Here is a 21,950-nt window from a genome sequence, read left to right as displayed (position 1 = left end):
GTGAGATATTCATTTTCAGAAGAAGTAAAAGGTGAATTGTGCCAAATTGAAATGTTTGATAGTAAAGAAGCTCAAACTGAGCTTATCGGTTATTTAAAAGGAAAAGGCATTATCGTAAAAAGTTCCACAGATGTTTATATACAACTTGAAGTTGGTTTCATTCCAGCAGCAAGACGAATAATGAATTTAATGCACTATCTTGGTGTTGATAAAAAGCGACTGACCTTACTCAAGAATAAGTTGCAAAAAAAGAGAGTGCAAATATTTATCCCAGTTAGTATTTTGGACAAACTGGGAATTTCTATTTTAAAATTACCTGGTATAATAGAAAAAGATATAGGCTATTTTGGGGCTTTTCTCAGAGGTTTATTTGTTTCTTCAGGTTCTGTAACTGATCCTTCGAAACATTATCATCTTGAGTTTGTGTCGTATAATGAATCTCTATTAAGATATGTTGATGAACTGTTAGATGAAATGCTTGGTGTGTCAGGGAAAATTTCAAAGATGAATTATAATTATAGGTATTATATAAAGAGAGGTAGAGATATTCAGGAAATCTTAGAACTTATGGGCGCCATTAGAGGCGCTGCTCATTTTGAAAAAATATTAACTTCTAGAGAAATAAAAAGCGATATAAATCGTTCGTTGAATTTTATCACAGCTAACGCTAAAAGAACGGGAGAAAGCAATGCAAAACAAATAGAAACGATAAATTTTATAAAAGACACCATAGGTTTAGACGCTATTCCTCCAGATTTGAGAAGATTGGCTAAGTTGAGGTTAGAAAACGAGGATTTGTCTTTAACCGAGATTGGGGAGCTATTTGATCCGCCACTGACAAAAAGTATGGTCTATAATAGAATAAAGAAAATATTTGAAATTGCAGAAAATATTAGAAACGACGGAAAAATGAATAATAATGAATAATATAGTTCTTTAAAGTAATAAGGCAGGTGTAGAAAATGCGTTGCCCATTTTGTGGATACGAAGATACAAGAGTCCTTGACTCACGAGAATTAAGTGAGGGAAGAGCTATAAGAAGAAGAAGAGAATGTCCACAATGCCATGCAAGGTTTACAACATATGAAAGGTATGAAACTGGACCAATAACTGTTATAAAAAAAGATGGGCGGAGAGAAAAATTCGATAGAAAGAAAATTCTGAACGGCTTACTAAAGGCTTTTGAAAAAAGACCTATTACTGTAGATGATATGGAAAGAATTGTTGACAACATAGTTTCGCAATTACAAAAAAGTGGTACACTTGAGGTACCATCTGAGTTAATTGGAAAGTTAGTTATGGAAGAATTGAGAAAAGTGGATCAGGTAGCTTATGTAAGATTTGCGTCTGTATATAAAGATTTTAGAGAAATTGACCAGTTTATCGAGGTTATAAAAGAATTAAGAAACGAGGGACAAATATAATAATATAAACTTTTAGAAACTTTAGGAGGGATTTAGATGGAAAAAGTTAAACTTACGAAAGAAGGCTACGAGCTTCTAAAAAAAGAACTTGATGAATTAAAACGACAACTCATGTTTGAAATTCCTGAAAGAATAAAAGCTGCGAGAGAACTTGGTGATTTGTCAGAAAACTCTGAATACCAAGAAGCGAAAAATGAGCAAGGTAGAATAGCATCGAGAATAAATGAACTTGAGCAGATGTTAATGAATGCAGAGATTATAACGGAAGCTTCCAATTCATCAACTGTTAATCTTGGTGACTGGGTCATTCTTAAAAACTTAGATACCGGTGAAGAAATGAAAATACAACTTGTGAACCCGCAAGAGGCAGATATATTTGCGAATAAAATAAGCATAGAATCGCCCCTTGGAAGAGGAGTTAATGGCGCAAAGAAAGGTCAAACCGTAAAAATCAAGGCACCAAAAGGGATAGTGAAATATCAAGTTATTGAGATAAACTCAAGATAAGAAAATTATAAAAACTGTTAATCTGTCTAAGGAGGGAGTATTTTGCTTAAGGATTTTAGAGAAGCAAGGATTAAAGAAATAGATGAACTTCGTAATTTAGGAATTAACCCTTATCCGTATTCTTACAATAAAACACATACAACGGAAGACATCAAAAAGCAGTTTGAACATCTTTCTAACGGTGAAGTAACCGATAAAAGAGTTTCAACTGCTGGTAGAATAATGTCAATAAGGGAACACGGAAAAAGTGCTTTTTTCCATATAAAGGATACATATGGAAGAATCCAAGCTTACATTAGAAAAGACAAAACAGAGAATTACGAATTTTTCAAAGAGCGTGTCACAGTTGGTGATATAGTTGGTGTTGAAGGTATAGTATTTAAGAGCAATACTGGTGAAATCACCATACTTGTGGAAAAGTTTGAACTTCTGGTTAAACCTTTAAGACCAATGCCTGAAAAATGGCACGGTATAAAGGACAAGGAAGTACTTTACAGGCAAAGATATGTTGATATGATTGCAAACGACGAAACAATTAAGAGATTTAGAATGAGATCGGATATTATAAGGATGATTAGAGAGTTTCTTACAAAGAAAGGATTTTTTGAAGTTGAAACGCCAATACTTCAATACCTTACGGGTGGTGCATCTGCAAGGCCATTTATTACACATTTAAATGCTCTTGATATAGACATGTATCTTAGAATTGCCACGGAATTACACCTTAAGAGATTTATAGTCGGAGGTTTTGATAAGGTTTACGAGATTGGTAAAATATTCAGAAACGAAGGGATTTCCTACAAACATCACCCAGAATTTACATCAATAGAACTTTATCAAGCTTACGCTGATTACGAAGATATGATGAACCTTACGGAAGAACTTATAACATACCTTGTTGAGCAACTATACGGTACAACTAAGATAACATATCAAGGTCAAGAGATTGATTTTACAAGACCTTGGAGAAGAGTAAAGATGAGAGATTTCATAAAAGAAAATCTTGGTGTTGATATCATAGAAGATAGTGATGAAACAATGGCAAAAGTGCTTGCAGAAAATGGAGTGGAAGTTGATATAAACGATAGAGGCCATATGATAGAGAAACTTTGGGATCTTGTTGAAGACAAAGTTATTCAACCAACGTTCTTACTCGAACATCCTGTTGAAATATCACCACTTGCCAAAAAGCACAGAGAAGATCCAAGGGTAACGGAAAGATTTGAACTTATAATTTATGGTAGAGAAATGGCCAATGCATTCAGTGAATTGAACGATCCTGTTGACCAACTTGAAAGATTTATGAACCAACTGAGACTTAGAGACCTTGGCGATCAGGAAGCTCAAATGCTAGATAAAGACTTTGTAAGAGCTCTGGAATATGGAATGCCACCAACTGGAGGACTCGGAATAGGAATAGATAGATTGGTAATGCTGCTTACAGACAGTGCTAATATAAGGGACGTTATAGCATTCCCACTTGTGAGACCAGAAGGAGATATAGATATTGAAGATTACACCGATTTAGAAAAATCTGAAATCATAGAAAAAGAAGGGGGAAATAAAGCATGAGTAAGGAAAGCAAAGATGTTAAAGTGAGGAAAACCATTAAGAGATGGCAAGAGATATTCATTTGGATTGTTGCTATTGCATTCGTTGCTGGTATCGCTCTTTGGGCACTTGCAGTTAACTATGCGCCTGGTGCAAAGAAAGTTAAGAGAACAATAGAAGAAACTGTAGGATATTTAACAATTAGTGGCGAACCATCAAAAGATCAATCATATTGGGTATTCCCAGAAGAAGTAGAACAAAAATATGGAGACTTACTTGCTGCGTATGGAAATCCACAAATTGACCCTGTTATTGAAGAACCATACGTTAAAACGCTTATCGCTGTTTACTTTTTAAATAATAAGGCAATGCTTTATTACGCGAAAGTTAATGATATAAAGGCAGATAAGAAAAAACTCGATGAAGAAGTTAAAAAGGAAATGGATAATATAAAGAAAGATCAAGCGAAATCACAACAAATAAAAGCACAATATGGAAGTTTGTCAAATTATGAGAAAGAATTCAGAAAAAACAAAGAACAAGAGTTGATTATATCTGCCGTTAAAGAAAAGCTTGGTGCCATTAGTGAGGACGAAATCAAAAAATATTATAATGAAAACAAAAATGACATAGTACAAAAATACACAAAAGCGGAAGTAGAGTATGCAACGTTTAATTCAAAAGATGAAATGGAAAATTTTGTTAAACTTGCAACAGAAAAAGGAGTAACTCAAGCTGCTTCCGAACTCTCAGTTACACTTTCACCGTACACATTACAAAAAGGTACATTACCTGAGGAGCTTGAAAAAGAAATATTTGATGCAACGTCAACTTTAGTTTCTTTACCGTACAACAATTCATTCTTTGTTTTCAATGTAAAAAGTGTCCAAAAAGCTGATACTTATGAAAACTTTGTCAAGACAGATGGTTATACAGAAGTTAGAACTGAACTTATAAACAAAAAATTCTCTGATAATTTCAAAAAATGGAAAGACGAAAACAAAGTCTCATTTGAATTGAGAGATCCGGTTTACAAGGCATGGTACAAAGCACTTAGTTCAGAAAACAAAGACCTTTTAAGTGTTTATAAGGAATTTTATGAACAATTATTCGATGAAAAAGGTGAAGTAAGAACAGATATTGCAAATGAACAAAAAGCAGCCTTCTTGGTAGTTGCAGATAGAATAGTTGAAAGCACGGATACAGCTCTTGAGAAAGTAAAAGAGGACGTAAAAGGATTTGAAAGGAAAATCGTATCTTCAATCTATGAAGCAACAAAAGGTTCGTCAAAAGAAATTCTTAGAAGGATGAAAGAATACAATCCGGAAAACAAACAGATCGCGTTTGATTATTACTCAAAACTGTACGATGAAATAAAACCATACTTATCAATTGGTGGAGCTCAATATGTAATGAATCAACTGTTTGAAGTATATCAAGGTTTTGCTGATCTTGCTGATTCTACCTCAACGGAACTAAATATAAGAGCTGATTCTATTTACAAGTTGTACGATATGAACAAAGCGCTTGACGAACCAAAAGTAGCCAAACAATACCTTACGAAATTAAAAGAAATCAAACCTGATTACAGCTTGGATTTTGAAAAAGCTGAAAAGGAACTTGATGAAATGATTAAACAGCAAGAAGCATCGCAACAAAGTACAAATACAACAAACGAGAGCACAAATACAGGTAAATAAGGGCAAAAAATAATCCCCCGCGAATAGTGCGGGGGATAATTTCATAGGAGAATGAGGGGTGTTTAATATGAGAAATTCAAAACTTATTTTTTTGGTCTTTTTAATCGGTTTTGTAGTGATTTCAAGTTCTTTTGCTCAAACAGGCACAGATAACAAGGTGTTTGGATTTTTTGAACTAAACGGAAAAGTAGTACCAGGCACAGAAGTTTCAGAAAAAGAAGTTGAAGAAACATACGATATCTATCTATCTTATTACGGCAGTTTTGATCCACTTTTTGAGGAACCATATGTAAAAGCATATATATTAAATAGTCTTTTACAAGATAAAGTTAAAGAATACTTTGCTAAACTTGAAAATCTTTCTTTGGATGAGTTTTCTAAACAACATTCCACAATTTCTGAAGAAGAAATGATGAAATATTACAATGAAAATAGAGAACAACTAATGAAAGATGAAGAATATGTTGACATCGATTATGTAATATTCGAAACCCAGGAGGAAGCACAGAAATTTTTTGATACAGCGTTAAAAGAAGGGTTCCAAAAAGCACTTGAAGGAATCAAAGAAGCGACAAATGTGCAAAGCGAATCGTATGATGGATTGAAGAAATCAGAAACCTCCGAAATATTTGTTGATACACTCTTTGGAAAATACGATAGTAAAATAAGAATTCAAATTACAGATAACGGTAATTTTGTATTCTTAATTAGGAATCACAATGACTTTTCCACATTTGATAAATTCAAAGAATCATCTAAGTATGCGGAAGTTCAGCAAGATTTAGGGAACAAAAAATTTGAAGATTACCTCAATTCGAAAATCGCAACTGAAAAACTAAAGATCGTTGTTCCAGTAAGCTATTCAATATGGGTAGATTATGTACAAGGGAAAAACCCTGAATTAATTACTTCCGACTATTATTCAAGAATGTTTAACGAAGATAAAACACTTAAAACTGATGATATTTGGTTGTTAGCAGGTATTATATCAACTATGGAAGATGCGAAATTGACAGAAAAATATCAACAGGAATACAAAGCGGCAATATTAAAACTCTATGAAAATGGTTATAAGACATTCTCAATACTTTCAAGATTAAGACAATTTGATAATTCTGAAGAAATTGTTCTTGAATACAATATTGAATTATCTAAGATATTGCTTTACTACATCAAAAATGGAGATATAAATTCTGTCCTTCAGTATATTTATAATAATTTGGCAGAACTTGACGAACTTGTGAATTCCGAAAACCCGCAAATTAGTCAAAAAGCAATGGAATATTTGTACTACATGTACAAAAGCCTTGGCGATGAAGAAACAGCCCAAGGTTATCGTGATAAATTACTCCAAGCCAATCCAGAATATAAGTTTGAATTAGGGCAATAAGTAAGAACTTATATTACTATATATTATTATATGGAGGTGAGTCGATGCACTGGGTAATCACAGGTGCAAATAGAGGCATTGGCTTGGCTATTACCAAAAAACTTCTTCAAGAGAACGAAGAAGTCACCGTGGGCATCAGAACTTCCATGCCTATAGAACACCAAAATTTAAGAGCGTTAAAACTTGAAGTTTCTGACCCTGTATCAATAGAAGAATTCGTGGTTAAAATTGACAAGCCAATTGATGTGCTTATAAATAACGCAGGTGTGCTTATTGAAGAACGTTTTCCCGAAGTTACCGAAGAAGGTATGCTTCTTTCGTTTAAAGTGAACACATTAGGACCGTATATGCTTGTTCAAGAGTTATACAAAGCAGGGAAATTAAGAGAAAGTGCGAAGATAATTAACATATCCAGTATCCTTGGAAGTATAACTAATACAGGTGGAACGTCTTCCATACCGTATTCTATTTCAAAAGCAGCTCTAAATATGGCAACGAAACTTTTATCACACAAACTTAAAAATATGAAAGTTATTTCTATTCATCCTGGATGGGTTAAAACTGACATGGGTGGTAGCAATGCTCCAGTGTTACCTGAAGAATCAGCCGCTGGTATAATTAATGTAATTAGAAATCTTGATAAATCAGGTATATTCTTAGACTACACAGGAAAATTGATAGAATGGTAAAAGTGGGGGGCTGAGTGATGAATATTAAGAGGGCTCTGATAAGTGTTTCTGATAAAGCAGGACTTGTTGAGTTTGCAAAGAATTTAGTAGATCGTGGTGTTGAAATAATAAGCACCGGTGGGACTGCCAAATTACTTTCTGACGCAGGAATACCTGTAAAACAAGTTTCTGATGTTACCGGTTTTCCAGAAATTCTTGGTGGAAGAGTTAAGACACTCCATCCAAAAATATTCGGTGGAATACTTGCAGATCTCGGTGACAAAAGTCATGTAAAAGATTTGCGGGATAATTTTATTGAGCCCATAGACTTGGTTGTGGTTAACCTTTATCCATTTGACGAAGTGCAGAAAAAAACGAGAGATGAAGATGTACTTATTGAAAATATAGATATAGGTGGTGTTGCTTTACTGAGAGCCGCGGCGAAAAACCACAGAAACGTTGTTGTTGTTTGTGATCCTGCAGATTATGATAAAGTAATAAAATCCATTGATTTGTGTGGAGATGTTCAACTGCACGACAGAAGGATGTTTGCTTTAAAAGCCTTTTATCATACAATGAAATACGATGCGACGATACATAGAGTATTATCTGAACTATTTGCTTCAGAAAAATTTGAACATATGACATTCGAAAGATTCATTAATCCACAATTTGACTACGAGATTTTAGATAAAGTTGAAGATAAATTTATCAGACTTTCAAAATATACCAAAAATGCTTCTTCAATAGTTGCCGGAGCTATTTTATCTTACATTAACCCAGATTTGGTTATAGGGCTTGTTGGGAACATACCATCAACTTTGGTGGATCTTAAAAAATCTGGAAAGAGAATTTGCGATATTAAAGGTGAAACAGTTGTTTTAAGAGAACTTACAAATGACATGGCTAGAAAACTTAAAGAAAGCACATTTTCAACTATAGCATGCGAAAAAATCGAGGACAAAGAATTTGTACAAGAAACACTTAAAGGAAAGGAAATTATACAATACGAATACGTAAGTGATTCGAACAAAAACAGGAAATATTCTATTGGATATATGATAGAAAACATAATGATTAAAGAACACATTCAAAGTAATTCAGAAATAAATCTTTTGCTAAAATTGTTACCAAAGTATGCAATCGTACTAATTACTGAAGATGGCTATTATCATATTGAAATTGATTTAAATAGTCCAGTAAAAGCACTTGAAAAGGTTTTGGAAAATACAGCCACAAAACCAATATCGGTTGCAACTAACGGAATCATAGACAATGTATTTAAAAAATTATGTCAGGAAAGAGGCATTGAAATAATTGGCTTTTGAGAAATTCAAAAAAGAGGTGTAAGATTTTTGAGACACATAGAAAAATCTTACGAATACTATAACTCAATTGCACACATTTACGATGAAATGTACTTAGACAAATATTGGGAAAATGCGAAAAAACAAATAAAATACGTTTTAAAAAGTTATATTAGCGATTTCTCAGACAAAAAAGTCATAGATATAGGCGCAGGGACAGGACAGTGGTCTCAGTGGTTTGTGCAAAATGGGGCACAAGTTGTGTTGGTTGAACCTGCATGGAATATGTTAGAGATAGCAAAAGAAAAATTGAAAAATTACAGTGAAAAATGCACTTTTATATGTGAAAAAGCTGAGAATATACAATTAGATGAGAAATTTGATGTAATCTTCCTTTTTGGAGATGTTCTAAGTTACGTTGAGAACATAGAGAAAGTTCTTAACAATATAAAGAAATTATCGAAAGACGGTACCTATATTTTCGGTACCGTCGATAATTTTTATTCATACCTTCGAGATGTTATAATTTACGGTGAAAAAAGTGATTATGAATACCTCAAAAAGTACAAAAAATTGCCGATAGGTTCTGAATACGGTACCTTCATAGCTCGCGCTTTTTCCGAAGAGGATTTAATAGAAATCTCTAAAAATTTTTCTTTAGAATTGGTTGAAGTATCAGCTCTTGGGATTTTCAGTGATGAAACACTTAATTTTAAATATGGTAAATACCTTACCAAAGAAGCTGAGCACTTGCTTTTTGTAATGAAAAATCATGAGAAATATTAAAGAAATTTAGGGAAACATTAGGAGGGATGGGGATTGTTTATTAAAGTTTTAATACTGCTAGTTATTTTCAAAGAAATTTGGGAAGTAGTACTAAGCTTGGCAAATTTGAAATATTCTTTAAACACCAAAAATGTACCTGATATTTTATCGGACATTATGTCTGCGGAAAATTTCGAAAAAGCAAAAAGATACCTCAAAGACAGAACCATGTTTTCTGCTGTTTCAACTTTAGTAAATCTTATTGTTACCTTGGTTTTCTTGCTAAAAGGTTATCCATTTCTTGAAAAAATAGTTAGTAATTTAACTGCAAACGTATATCTACAAGCATTACTCTTTGCTGGTATATATGGTTTAATAGATTTTCTAATCGATTTGCCATTCAAATTATTTTCTACATTCGTTATAGAGCAAAAATATGGTTTCAACACAACTACACTTAAAACTTTTATATTTGACAGCTTATTATCCATAGTCTTAATTGTAACTATAGCCACTCCAATTTTGATTGGCTCAATGTGGTTTTTAACACATTTCACAATTTGGTGGTGGCAATTATCAATCCTTGTATTTTTATTTTTATTATTTTTCTCATACATTCAACCAATTCTCATCGCACCACTATTTTATAAATTCACAGAACTTAAAGATGGAGAATTAAAAGAAAAACTAAAAAAACTTTTGACTAAGTCTGGCGTAAAAGTTCCAAACATCTACGTTATGAACGCTTCAAAAAGAACAAAAAAACAAAACGCATACCTTACTGGAATTGGTAAGGCAAGAAGATTAGTCTTGTATGATAACATACTTAAGCAAACGGATGATGAGATATTAGCAGTTGTTGCTCATGAACTTGGTCATCATGCGCATAGACATATAGCTAAACTCATAGCCATATCATCAATTTCTACAACATTAGTATTACTATTTAGCAATTTTGTTTATCTGTATCTTTTCCAAATACAACCATTTGGCATTTCAAAACCTTACACTGTTATTTTTTACACATTTACATTTATAAGTGCTTTGATTTATTTTGTTGAGCCATTGCTTAATTATTTACAAAGAAAAATGGAATACGAAGCAGACGGATATTCCGCAAAAATCACAGAAAACCCAGACTATATTATTTCAGCACTCAAAAAGTTGGTAAAAGAAAATTTATCAAATCCAAATCCTTTGCCACTCTATAAAATCTGGTACTACAATCATCCCGCTCCAGAGGAAAGGATAAAACACCTTTTGAATTTAAAATAATATTGAAAAAATCAAAATTAATGAACAATGTGAAAGGATATATATTTCTCAAATAAACCAGAGGTCCCCTCTGGTTTTTTCTTATAAATTTTTGGGAAATAAAAATATAAAGTTGAATTAATTGGTTTTTGGAATAGAATATAATCAGATATTTTACGCATGATTGGAGGTGTAGTGAAGTGAGAGTTTTTGTAACTTACGCTATTCCTGAGAAAGGCATAAATATGCTTAAAGAAAGGTTTGAAGTAGATGTTTATACAGGCGAAGAGTTTTTATCAAAAGAAGAGATGATAAAACGTGCAGAATATGCCGACGCAATAGTAACTCAGTTAAGGGATCCTATTGATAAAGAATTTATTTATTCTCTGAAGAAAGCTAAGATTATAGCAAATTATGCTGTTGGATATAATAATATAGATATTGAGGCTGCTAAGGAGAGGGGAATATACGTTACCAATACTCCGGGAGTTTTAACTGAGGCAACGGCTGATATTGCTTTTGCTTTGATTCTCGCAGTTGCGAGGAGAATTGTAGAGTCTGATAAGTTTGTTCGTGAAGGTAAGTTTGTTGGTTGGAAACCGAAGCTATTTTTAGGTTACGATTTATATGGAAAAACTCTTGGAGTTATTGGGATGGGAAGGATTGGACAGGCGGTTGCACGGAGAGCCCTCGGTTTTGGTATGAATATTGTTTATTACAACCGTAATAGATTACCAGAGGAAATTGAAAAACAATACAACGCGAAATATGTAAATATTGATGAGTTGGTTGAAATTTCAGATTATATTTCGCTACACACGCCTCTCACAAAGGAGACGTATCACCTCATAAATAAAGAAAGAATTGCTAAGATGAAACCAAATGCTATATTGGTAAATACTGCGCGAGGACCTGTTGTTGACGAGCAGGCATTGTATGAGGCTTTGAAAGAGAGAAGAATTGCAGGTGCGGGTTTTGATGTTTACGAAAATGAGCCAGTTTTAACTCCAGGGCTCGAGAAACTTGATAATGTTGTGCTATTGCCACATATAGGTTCTGCTACTTACGAAACTCGTGACAAAATGTCAGAGATAGTTGCGATAAATGTAATGGAAGCTCTTGATGGAAAAAGACCATCAAATTGCGTTTGGTGATCTGAAAAATTGAGAAAGGTAGATGATTTTATGGAAAAATTTTCAGAAACGCGTTCAAGAATTTTCATGATAGGTGTTCTTATGCTTATTAGTTTGCTTGTGGTATTCTATATATCAAGAATGAAAGTTTTTGAAATTGTAAAAAGTTCTACTGAAAACGAAATTGTACGGATACATGTTGAATTACCTCGTTTAAAATACCTTAAAGATTCTAATTTTGAAGAAAAATTCAATTCTGAAGTTGAAGAAAAAATAAAAAAATTTGTGAACGAGGTAAAAGGGATAGCACAAGAAGATCATGATAAAGACGTTCAACATACTCCTTACGAAGCTTATGTTAGTGTAGACGTTAGATATGAAGGAAAGGATTTTCTTTCATTTGTAGTTTATTATTATCAATTTACTGGAGGAGCTCATGGTATAACTTTTTTTGAGACTTACAATATAGATCTTAAAAATTCCAAAGTCTTAAAGCTTTATGATATAATTAAAGAAGAGGCAGAAGATACAATAAAGTCAAATATTTTGAAACAAATAGAGCAAAATAACACAGATTTCTTTCCGGATGCTCCTATGAATATTTTAAAAGATGATATTTTCTCAAGAGAATTTACTATTTCTAAAGACGGTTTGATTATTATGTACCCGCATTACGATTTGGCACCTTATGCTTCAGGTATGCCAGAGTTTGTTATACCATGGAATGTTATTGAAAAGTTTTTGAAGTATGATATTTTGTCTTTACTAAAGTAGAATTTTTAATTTCTTGGTATCGAATGGGGGGGTTCTTTTGAGTAAAGATATTAATAGAAAAAGGACTGTAATTTTTCTCTTTATATTACTTGTTATACTCAACGCCGATCAGATGGTGATGAGTCCTGTTATTGGTATGATTGAAAAAGAATTTAATGTTACCGATTCGCATATTGGACTTGTTGGGGGAGTTTTCAGTATTGTAGGGGCCATTATCAGCCTTTTTTGGGGATTTTTAAGTGATAAGTACAACAGAAAGAAGTTGTTGGTTGGTTCTATATTAGTTGGGGAAATTCCATGCCTTTTAACGGCCATTTCAGGTTCGTTTGGCCAGCTTTTTTTCTGGCGAGTTTTGACTGGTATCGGTGTTGGTGCTTCTTTTCCAATTTCATATTCAATTGTTGGTGACTTATTTGGGCATAAAGAGAGGGGAAAGGTAGTTTCAATACTTGGACTTGCTTCTACTGTGGGAAGTATATTGGGAATGTTAGTGGCTGGATATACAGCTAATATTCTTGGTTGGAGGATACCATTTATCCTTGTTTCCGCTCCTAATATAATTCTTATTCCACTTATTTGGTATTATCTTGATGAACCAAAAAGAGCAGCTCACGAGGAAGGCTTTGAAAGTACGGAGGTTGAATATAAGTATAGTATTAAGCTTTCAGATTACGCAAATCTTGTAAAAATAAAAACAAATTTGCTTTTATTCTTTCAAGGGATTGCAGGTACAGTTCCTTGGGGCGCTATACCATATTTTATGATAGAGTTCTTTAGAAGAGAGAAAGGCATGGATTTAAATCAAGCCACAACGATGTTTCTGATTTTTGCCTTAGGAAGCATTGCGGGGAATGTTATAGGTGGTATTGTTGGAGAAAAACTTTATTCGATTTCTCGTAGACTAGTTCCACTTGTATCTGCTGTTACAACAATCTTAGGTGTATTTTTCACTGTTTGGGTGTTTAAATTTAACTATATGCCGGGTACCTTTTTGATTTTTGGTTTGTTAGGATTTGTAGCGGCGATGATGGACTCTTACACAGGGCCAAATGTTAAGATGATGCTTTTAAATGTGAATGAACCGAAGAACAGAGGAAGAATATTTTCCATATTTAATTTAACTGATTCTGTAGGTACTGGAATTGGTCGTTTTGTTGGTGGGGCGCTTTCGGTGAGTCTTGGAAGTATGGCCGCCGCTCTTGAATTAAGTGCGTATTTTTGGTTTATATGTGGCTTTTTCCTAATGTTAACAGCATGGTATTTTGATACAGAAGTTGAAGCATTAAATAAAAAAATGAGAGAGTTAGCTTTAAAAAATAGAGAAATTGGAGAAGGTATAGAGGTATAAAATAAAAAATGGCGGAGGCGGTGGGACTCGAACCCACACGGTGGTTTGACCACCACCGATTTTCAAGACCGGCTCCTTAGCCAGTTCGGACACGCCTCCGTCCAGCGGTAAGATTATACAATGATTATTAGAGTTCGTCAAGTGGTGAAAAATAAGCAATGTTAAATCTTTTAAGATTTTTAAATAGGAGGTATCAAGTATGAATGAACTTAGAGACTTGAGAGATTATTTGAAAACAAAAATTACCGGAAAAACACTTTACGCTTTACCTAAGCAATGGTTTATTTCTCATTATGCTGGAAAGGTTTCCATTAAAGATGGGCGCTATTTCGTTGATCCATACGAATATTTTGCCTTCTTAATCGATTATATCCTTGAAAATGATAAAGGATTCGATTATTCAAAATCTTTAGCAATGTTAAATGGTGAGGTAAAACCTATTTGGATTGGTAAAGGTAAGATATACGGCGCCCTTCCAAGAGCTACAGCGGCTTACAACCACAAAGGATTTGGTGCTTTTGAACCAGAAGATATTTTCGGTTACAAAGAATCTGGAACGTTTTTAAAGATGATAGCGTTGTTACCATATTTGAAAAACATGGGAATCAATATTTTGTATATGCTCCCTATTTCGAAAATGAGCAACATTTTCAAAAAAGGTGAGGTTGGTTCACCGTACGCGGTTAAAAATCCTGTTGAGCTTGATGAAAGCTACCATGACCCACTTCTTGAAGGAATATCTATTGATGAGCAATTTAAAGCACTTGTTCAAGCGGCGCATATGCTTGGTATACGTGTTGTGCTTGATTTTATACCAAGAACTGCCGCAAGGGATAGTGATTTAATAAAAGAACACCCAGATTGGTTCTATTGGATAAGGATAGAAGAAGTGGCAAGTTACAAACCACCACACATACCTGAATTACCTTTTAAAATACCAGATCCAGCAGATTTATCTGTAATATATTCAAATGAAGAAGTTAAACAACATCTTGCAAAATTCACGCTTCCACCAAACAAGTTAGATCCAAAGAAATGGCAGAGAGTTAAGAAGATGGAAGGCGATATCCTTTCAAATATCGCTCGTGAGTTTGGAATTATTACACCTCCAGGCTTTTCCGACTGGGTAAATGATCCTCAACCAACTTGGGACGATGTTACATTTTTGAGATTGTATTTGGATCATCCAGCGGAAAGTCAGAAATACTTACCGGAAAACCAACCACCTTATGTTTTATTTGATGTTGTTAAGTCGAGTAAATTCCCAGGTAATGAACCAAATATGGAGTTATGGGAATATCTTTCAGATATAATTCCGTCTTACCAAAAAAGATTTGGAATAGATGGAGCAAGGATTGATATGGGACATGCATTGCCCGCAAGTCTTCAGGATATGATTATTTCAAAAGCCAGGGAAATAGACCCAGCATTCGTGTTTATTGCCGAAGAACTTGAAATGAAAAACGATGAAAAAGCAAAGAGAGAAGGTTACGATTGTATATTAGGTAACAGCTGGTATGCAGCTGCAAGACCAAGAGAATTTTACAAATTCATTGAAGAGACAGTACCTTATCTTAAAGTACCTTTTATTGCTTCTTGCGAAACACCAGATACTCCAAGGATAGTTGTAAGAGAAAATGGTGATAAGCTCAAATACCTTGCACCTGCATTATTGTATTTTGCTCCGAACGCGATACCATATATAAACAGTGGACAGGAAATAGAGGAAGTTCAACCAATGAACCTTGGTTTGGATAACAACATATTCGGGAAAACTGTATTGCCACCAAATGACCAATTTTATGGAAAGCTTGCTTTTTTTGATTATTACGCATTACACTGGGACAAAGCAAACGATGAAATTTATAATTACTTGAGGAGATTGTTATCTATAAGGGAAAAGGTTTCTGAATTCTATGATGGTGAATTCCGATATGTATATTTAAACTACCAAGATGGTTTAACAGCAAATTACAGCTTCTGGAAAGATAATCAGGGATTAATTGTACTTGGGAATCTAAATCTTGCTCAGGGAAGGTATATTGAAGTTTTTGTTAATGAAACCGCTGGAAGAGAGATTGAAGTAAAAAGTGTAAAAGTTATAACTAAATTTGGAGCAAAGAATTTACCAATATCAAATAGTAATATTATTCCATATGAACTTCAATCGGGTGATTTTGTTATAATGTTAATAAATAGAGAATTATAAATTTTTAAATAAAATACCTCTTGACAGATTTAAAGATACATAGTAAAATCAGTATCGCTGACCAATGAGGTCAGCGATACCTAAAAGTGGGTGCGTAGCTCAGTGGGAGAGCGCTTCCTTGACGCGGAAGAGGTCGTAGGTTCAATCCCTGCCGCACCCACCAATTTTAGTTAATAAAATGAGGGTCAAATTTAGGCGATACGGCGTTAACGCTGGGGCGTCGTCTAATTGGCAGGACCCTGGACTTTGGCTCCAGTTGTGTAGGTTCGAGTCCTACCGCCCCAGCCAATTTTAATTCTCATTATCTGCACTCATTAATGCAAATAACGATAAGATGTAGAAAATCAACGGGCGCATATGCGCCCATTATTTTGGTATTACCAGAAGTTAGAATGTTAACGAAACGATTCGGTTAATGTAAATAATCTTTTGTTTGTAAATTATTATGCTTATGTCGCAAAAACGCACGAGGTCGTGTACGCAACAAAAAATTCACACGGCTTTTATTGTTTTTTATTAAAACAGAGTTTATAATATCACACGAATGTATAGTTTGAAGGGAGGGTTAAGATGCCAACGATTAATCAGTTAGTAAAACACGGAAGGGAAAAAGTTAAGGAAAAATCTAAGTCACCGGCATTGCAAGGTCATCCACAGAAGAGAGGAGTTTGCGTTAGGGTTTCAACAATGACACCAAAAAAACCGAACTCTGCTCTTCGTAAAATAGCTAAAGTTAGATTAAGCAACGGTATTGAAGTGACTGCATATATTCCTGGTATAGGTCATAATCTTCAAGAACACTCGATTGTTCTTGTAAGAGGTGGAAGGGTTAAGGACCTCCCAGGTGTTAGGTACAAGATTATAAGAGGTGCGTTAGACGCAGCGGGTGTTGAAAACAGACGCCAGAGCAGAAGTAAATACGGTGCAAAGAGACCAAAAGCCGGAGCTGCAGCAGGCGCAAAAGGTAAGAAGTAATAAGGAGGGAATTGAATGAGGCGAAGAAGAGCCGAACCGAGAGTAGTTTCACCAGATCCAGTTTACGGCGAAGTCCTTGTAACAAGGATGGTTAATAAAATTATGTGGGATGGAAAGAAATCAATAGCTCAAAAGATAGTTTACGGTGCAATTGATATACTCAGTCAAAAGACGGGTAAGGACGGAATAGAAGTTTTTAAACAGGCGATAGAAAACGTTAAACCTATTGTAGAAGTAAGGCCAAGGAGAATTGGTGGTGCAACTTACCAAGTTCCAGTTGAAGTTCAAGAACCCAGAAAGACAACACTTGCTATTAGATGGATAGTTGATATTGCAAGATCCAAAAAAGGAAAACCAATGCAAGAAAAATTAGCAGAAGAGCTTTTGAATGCGTACAATAACACAGGTGCGGCTATTAAGAAGAGAGAAGACGTACACAAAATGGCAGAAGCTAACAGAGCATTTGCCCACTTCAGATGGTAATATTATTAATATTTCTATAAGATTCAAAGTTATATGTCTTCGAGGAGGAAAGTATGGAAGAGATAAAGGCATTATATGTCGACCTGAATAAGTTAAGGAATATAGGAATAATGGCTCATATAGACGCCGGTAAGACGACCACTACCGAGCGTATTCTCTATTTCACAGGTAGGAAGCATCAGATAGGTAGTGTCGATGATGGTACAGCAACGATGGACTGGATGGTCCAAGAAAAGGAAAGAGGTATAACCATTACATCGGCTGCTACAACGTGTCTCTGGAAAGAACATCGTATTAATATCATCGACACACCGGGACACGTTGACTTTACTATTGAAGTTGAGAGATCTTTAAGAGTTCTTGACGGAGCAGTCGCTGTGTTTGACGCAACGGCAGGTGTTGAACCACAGTCTGAAACAGTTTGGCGCCAGGCTGATAAATACAACGTACCAAGAATTGCGTTTATGAATAAGATGGATAAAACCGGTGCAGATTTCGAAATGGCTGTCCAAACAATGGTCGAAAGGCTTGGTGCACATCCAATTCCCGTTCAGTTACCAATGGGTGCTGAAAGTGATTTTGCGGGTGTTATCGATTTAATCGAGATGAAAGCTATCAGATGGCTTAATCCTGAAGGTACTGAAATGGTAGTTGAAGAAATTCCAACGCAATGGAAAGACAAAGCAGATGAAGCAAGAGAAGACATGATAGAAAAAATCGCAGAAGTTGACGACGAAATAATGGAGATGTACCTTGAAGGGGAAGAACCATCTATTGAGCAAATTCATGCAGCACTCAGAAGGATAACAATAGCAGGATTAGGGACACCAGTATTTTGTGGTTCAGCAAAAATGAATCTTGGTATTCAACCTCTTTTAGATGGAATTGTAAGGTACTTGCCATCACCATTGGATCTTCCGCCAGTTAAAGGATTTGACAAAGCAGGTAACGAGATACAAGTTCAACCTACAGAGAATGCTCCTTTTGTTGCGTATGCGTTTAAAATTCAGACAGACCCATACGTTGGTAAGCTCACATTCTTAAGAGTTTACAGTGGAAAGCTTGAAAAAGGAAGTTACGTTATAAATACAACAAAAGGCGTTAAAGAAAGAGTTTCGAGGCTCATATTCTTACATGCTGATAAGCGTGAAGATGTTGAGTATGTAAGGGCTGGAGATATAGTCGGCGTTATAGGAATGAAGAGCACGATAACTGGTGATACGGTCTGTGAAGAAAATACATATGTTATATTAGAGAAGATGGAATTTCCAGAACCAGTTATCTCGATAGCTATAGAGCCTGAAACAAAAGATGATGAAACAAAACTCTCAAAAGCATTGCAATCATTACTTGATGAAGACCCGTCACTTAGGGCGTACGTTGACCAAGAAACTGGCGAAACAATTCTCTCCGGTATGGGAGAATTGCATTTAGAGATTATAGTTGACAGACTTAAGAGAGAATTCAACGTCAATGTCAGAGTTGGTAAACCACAAGTCGCTTATAGAGAAACAATAACGAAAGATGTCAAAATCGAAGGTAAGTACATAAGACAGAGCGGTGGCAGAGGTCAGTATGGTCATGTAGTTGTTCAATTTGAGCCTCTTGGGCTTGACAAGACATTCGAATTTGTTGATAAGACAGTTGGTGGTGTGATACCAAAACAATACATTCCCGCTATCGAGGAAGGAATCAGAGAAGCAATGCAAGTTGGAGTACTGGCTGGATATCCAGTTGTTGGAATCAAAGCGACGTTACTCGATGGTTCATACCATGAAGTTGACTCATCAGAAATGGCATTTAAGATAGCAGCAAGCATGGCTTTCAAGGAAGCCATGGAGAAAGGAAATCCGGTATTACTCGAACCTATAATGAAAGTTGAGGTAACAACACCGGAAGACTACATGGGTAACATCATTGCGGATCTTAATTCTAGAAGGGCACACATAGATGCCCTTGAAAACAGGGGTCACTTGAGAGTAGTAAAGGCTCTCGTTCCATTGAGTGAAATGTTTGGTTACGCGACAACACTTAGGTCATTATCTCAAGGTAGAGCAAATTACACGATGGTGCTTTCACACTACGAGAAAGTACCTGAAAAAGTAGCTGAAAAGATACTTAAGGGCTAATAATAGTTAACAGGAAATAACCAAACCAAAATTAAACTCCACCATAGGTGAAGAAGGAGGGGCAAAAGTATGGCAAAGGAAAAATTTGTAAGAACCAAACCTCACATGAACGTTGGTACGATTGGACATATTGACCACGGAAAGACAACACTTACGGCAGCTATAACAAAGTACTGTTCTCTATTTGGATGGGCAGATTACACACCATACGAAATGATTGATAAGGCACCAGAGGAAAGAGCAAGAGGTATTACCATCAACATTACACATGTTGAATACCAAACAGAAAAGAGACACTACGCACACATTGACTGTCCAGGTCACGCTGACTACATTAAGAACATGATTACAGGTGCAGCTCAAATGGACGGTGCAATACTTGTCGTTGCGGCAACAGATGGTCCAATGCCACAAACAAGAGAACACGTTCTCCTTGCTAGACAAGTTAACGTTCCAGCGATGATTGTCTTCATAAACAAAGTTGATATGGTTGACGACCCAGAACTTGTTGACCTTGTTGAAATGGAAGTTAGAGACCTTCTCAGCAAATACGAATTCCCTGGCGATGAACTTCCAGTTATCAGAGGTTCTGCTCTTAAAGCAGTTGAAGCACCAAATGATCCAAACCACCCAGATCTTAAGGCAATAAAAGAACTTCTTGATGCGATGGACAGCTACTTCCCAGATCCGGTTCGTGAAGTTGATAAACCATTCCTTATGCCTGTCGAAGACGTATTCACAATCACAGGTAGAGGTACAGTTGTTACAGGAAGAATCGAACGTGGCGTAATCAAACCAGGTGTTGAAGCAGAAATCATCGGTATGAGCTACGAAACAAAGAAGACAGTTATCACAAGCGTTGAAATGTTCAGAAAAGAACTTGATGAAGCAATGGCTGGTGACAACGTTGGATGTCTCTTAAGAGGTGTTGACAAAGACGAAGTTGAAAGAGGACAAGTTATTGCAAAACCAGGTTCCATAACACCACACAAGAAATTCAAGGCAAACATTTACGTTTTGAAGAAAGAAGAAGGCGGAAGACACACACCATTCACAAAAGGTTACAAACCACAATTCTACATCAGAACAGCTGACGTAACAGGAGAAATCGTTGACCTTCCAGCAGGTGTAGAAATGGTTATGCCTGGTGACAACGTTGAAATGACAATTGAACTCATCTACCCGGTAGCAATCGAAAAAGGTATGAGATTCGCAGTTCGTGAAGGTGGAAGAACAGTCGGAGCTGGAGTCGTTTCCGAAATAATTGAGTAATTCGAAACATGCTATAAAGATTGCAAAGAAAACACAGAAATAGCGCATATACTTGTAATCGGGGGGATTCCCCCCCTTTTCTAAGAAGGAGGGTAAGACATGCCAGGTCAGAAAATTAGAATAAGGTTGAGGGCTTATGATCATAGATTACTTGACGAATCAGCCAAGAAAATAGTTGAAGTTGCAAAGCAAACAAATGCAAAGGTATCGGGACCAATACCATTGCCAACAGAAAGGTCGCTTTACGTAGTGCTTAGGTCACCACTCAAGCACAAAGACTCACGTGAGCAATTTGAGAAAAAGGTACACAAGAGACTGATTGATATAATTGAACCGAACTCAAAGACGATTGACGCTCTGATGAAGATTAATCTTCCAGCAGGTGTCGACGTTGAAATCAATCTGTGAGTCCTCGGAGGTGTTTTGAGATGAAATTTATAATTGCAAGAAAAGTTGGAATGACCAGATTATGGAAAGATGAAAAGGTTGTTCCAGTAACAGTTCTTAAAGCGGGTCCATGTGTTGTTGTCCAAAAGAAGACTGTTGAAAAAGATGGATACAACGCAATACAACTTGGTTTTGAAGAAGTTAATGAAAAGAAACTCACAAAACCAATGCTTGGTGTTTTTAAAAAAGCAAATGTTAAACCAATGAGAGTTTTAAAAGAGTTCAGAGTAGAAAATGTTGACCAATATTCAGTTGGTCAAGAAATAACAGTTGCAATTTTCCAAGAAGGCGATAAAATAGACATTACAGGATGGACAAAAGGTAGAGGTTACTCTGGTGCAATGAAAAGATGGAACTTCCAAGGTGGACCAAAAGCACACGGTGCAAAATTCCACAGAGAGCTTGGCTCTGTTGGTCAACACACTGAACCAGCAAGAATATTCAAAGGTAAAAGAATGCCTGGAAGATATGGTAATGAAAGAGTAACAATTCTTAACTCTGAAGTAGTCACAATTGATGCGCAGAACAACCTTTTAGCAGTTAAAGGTGGAGTGCCAGGAGCGAGGGGCAGCCTTGTTATTATAAGGAGCGCTGTCAAGCAATAATTCAAAACA

General features: G+C 35.5%; 20 protein-coding genes and 3 tRNA genes. 22 read left to right on the top strand and 1 reads right to left on the bottom strand.

The window, feature by feature from the left end:
- From whiA to FNOD_RS06005, 13 genes are all read left to right on the top strand, one after another.
- Positions 1–927, top strand: coding sequence for a DNA-binding protein WhiA (whiA, locus tag FNOD_RS06065; RefSeq protein WP_011994317.1), 927 nt, complete (start codon positions 1–3; stop codon positions 925–927).
- Between the two features lie 35 nt (positions 928–962).
- On the top strand, positions 963–1,424 hold the full coding sequence (gene nrdR, locus FNOD_RS06060) for a transcriptional regulator NrdR (RefSeq protein WP_011994316.1): 462 nt from the start codon (positions 963–965) through the stop codon (positions 1,422–1,424).
- Between the two features lie 36 nt (positions 1,425–1,460).
- Positions 1,461–1,931, top strand: a complete 471-nt coding sequence (greA, locus tag FNOD_RS06055) for a transcription elongation factor GreA (protein ID WP_011994315.1) — start codon at positions 1,461–1,463, stop codon at positions 1,929–1,931.
- Positions 1,932–1,973: 42 nt separating this feature from the next.
- Positions 1,974–3,503, top strand: a complete 1,530-nt coding sequence (lysS, locus tag FNOD_RS06050) for a lysine--tRNA ligase (RefSeq protein WP_011994314.1) — start codon at positions 1,974–1,976, stop codon at positions 3,501–3,503.
- Positions 3,500–5,182 (top strand): peptidylprolyl isomerase, encoded by a 1,683-nt coding sequence (locus FNOD_RS06045; RefSeq protein ID WP_011994313.1) that lies wholly within the window; start codon positions 3,500–3,502, stop codon positions 5,180–5,182. The genes lysS and FNOD_RS06045 overlap by 4 nt, the downstream gene beginning before the upstream one ends.
- 67 nt (positions 5,183–5,249) lie before the next feature.
- On the top strand, positions 5,250–6,572 hold the full coding sequence (locus tag FNOD_RS06040; protein WP_011994312.1) for a peptidylprolyl isomerase: 1,323 nt from the start codon (positions 5,250–5,252) through the stop codon (positions 6,570–6,572).
- Positions 6,573–6,616: 44 nt separating this feature from the next.
- Entirely contained in the window at positions 6,617–7,261 is a 645-nt protein-coding gene (locus FNOD_RS06035; RefSeq protein WP_011994311.1) for an SDR family oxidoreductase, read from the top strand.
- 17 nt (positions 7,262–7,278) lie between these two features.
- Positions 7,279–8,568 (top strand): IMP cyclohydrolase, encoded by a 1,290-nt coding sequence (locus FNOD_RS06030; RefSeq protein ID WP_011994310.1) that lies wholly within the window; start codon positions 7,279–7,281, stop codon positions 8,566–8,568.
- A 27-nt stretch (positions 8,569–8,595) separates the two neighbouring features.
- On the top strand, positions 8,596–9,333 hold the full coding sequence (locus tag FNOD_RS06025) for a class I SAM-dependent methyltransferase (RefSeq protein WP_011994309.1): 738 nt from the start codon (positions 8,596–8,598) through the stop codon (positions 9,331–9,333).
- Positions 9,334–9,366: 33 nt separating this feature from the next.
- Positions 9,367–10,587 carry a M48 family metallopeptidase gene (locus FNOD_RS06020; protein WP_011994308.1) on the top strand — a complete coding sequence of 407 codons (1,221 nt, stop codon included), beginning with the start codon at positions 9,367–9,369 and terminating at the stop codon, positions 10,585–10,587.
- Positions 10,588–10,766: 179 nt separating this feature from the next.
- A complete protein-coding gene (locus FNOD_RS06015) occupies positions 10,767–11,720 on the top strand; it encodes a 2-hydroxyacid dehydrogenase (protein WP_011994307.1) in 954 nt (317 codons plus the stop codon).
- Between the two features lie 9 nt (positions 11,721–11,729).
- A complete protein-coding gene (locus FNOD_RS06010; RefSeq protein WP_011994306.1) occupies positions 11,730–12,473 on the top strand; it encodes a DUF3298 and DUF4163 domain-containing protein in 744 nt (247 codons plus the stop codon).
- A gap of 37 nt (positions 12,474–12,510) precedes the next feature.
- Positions 12,511–13,821 (top strand): MFS transporter, encoded by a 1,311-nt coding sequence (locus FNOD_RS06005; RefSeq protein WP_011994305.1) that lies wholly within the window; start codon positions 12,511–12,513, stop codon positions 13,819–13,821.
- Positions 13,822–13,830: 9 nt separating this feature from the next.
- Here the strand turns inward: FNOD_RS06005 and FNOD_RS06000 are convergent.
- Positions 13,831–13,920: transfer RNA gene (locus FNOD_RS06000), tRNA-Ser, on the bottom strand.
- Positions 13,921–14,020: 100 nt separating this feature from the next.
- Here FNOD_RS06000 and FNOD_RS05995 point away from each other — a divergent pair.
- From FNOD_RS05995 to rplC, 9 genes are all read left to right on the top strand, one after another.
- Positions 14,021–16,030 (top strand): alpha-amylase family glycosyl hydrolase, encoded by a 2,010-nt coding sequence (locus FNOD_RS05995; protein ID WP_011994304.1) that lies wholly within the window; start codon positions 14,021–14,023, stop codon positions 16,028–16,030.
- Between the two features lie 88 nt (positions 16,031–16,118).
- A tRNA-Val gene (locus tag FNOD_RS05990) sits at positions 16,119–16,193 on the top strand.
- A 50-nt stretch (positions 16,194–16,243) separates the two neighbouring features.
- Positions 16,244–16,318: transfer RNA gene (locus tag FNOD_RS05985), tRNA-Gln, on the top strand.
- Positions 16,319–16,600: 282 nt separating this feature from the next.
- Positions 16,601–17,005 carry a 30S ribosomal protein S12 gene (gene rpsL, locus FNOD_RS05980; protein WP_011994303.1) on the top strand — a complete coding sequence of 135 codons (405 nt, stop codon included), beginning with the start codon at positions 16,601–16,603 and terminating at the stop codon, positions 17,003–17,005.
- A gap of 15 nt (positions 17,006–17,020) precedes the next feature.
- Complete coding sequence (gene rpsG, locus FNOD_RS05975; protein WP_011994302.1) at positions 17,021–17,488, top strand: 30S ribosomal protein S7; 468 nt, start codon at positions 17,021–17,023, stop codon at positions 17,486–17,488.
- Between the two features lie 53 nt (positions 17,489–17,541).
- Positions 17,542–19,617, top strand: a complete 2,076-nt coding sequence (gene fusA, locus FNOD_RS05970) for an elongation factor G (protein ID WP_011994301.1) — start codon at positions 17,542–17,544, stop codon at positions 19,615–19,617.
- A gap of 69 nt (positions 19,618–19,686) precedes the next feature.
- Positions 19,687–20,889: an elongation factor Tu gene (gene tuf, locus FNOD_RS05965; protein ID WP_011994300.1), complete on the top strand. Its 1,203-nt coding sequence runs from the start codon at positions 19,687–19,689 to the stop codon at positions 20,887–20,889.
- A gap of 99 nt (positions 20,890–20,988) precedes the next feature.
- Positions 20,989–21,297 (top strand): 30S ribosomal protein S10, encoded by a 309-nt coding sequence (gene rpsJ, locus FNOD_RS05960; RefSeq protein ID WP_011994299.1) that lies wholly within the window; start codon positions 20,989–20,991, stop codon positions 21,295–21,297.
- A gap of 20 nt (positions 21,298–21,317) precedes the next feature.
- Positions 21,318–21,941, top strand: coding sequence for a 50S ribosomal protein L3 (gene rplC, locus FNOD_RS05955; RefSeq protein ID WP_011994298.1), 624 nt, complete (start codon positions 21,318–21,320; stop codon positions 21,939–21,941).
- Positions 21,942–21,950: the final 9 nt, after the last annotated feature.

Origin of the sequence: Fervidobacterium nodosum Rt17-B1 (genome assembly GCF_000017545.1) — a bacterium.
GTDB lineage: Bacteria > Thermotogota > Thermotogae > Thermotogales > Fervidobacteriaceae > Fervidobacterium > Fervidobacterium nodosum.
Note: the sequence above shows the minus strand (reverse complement) of the source record. Positions and strands in the feature narration are given on the sequence as shown.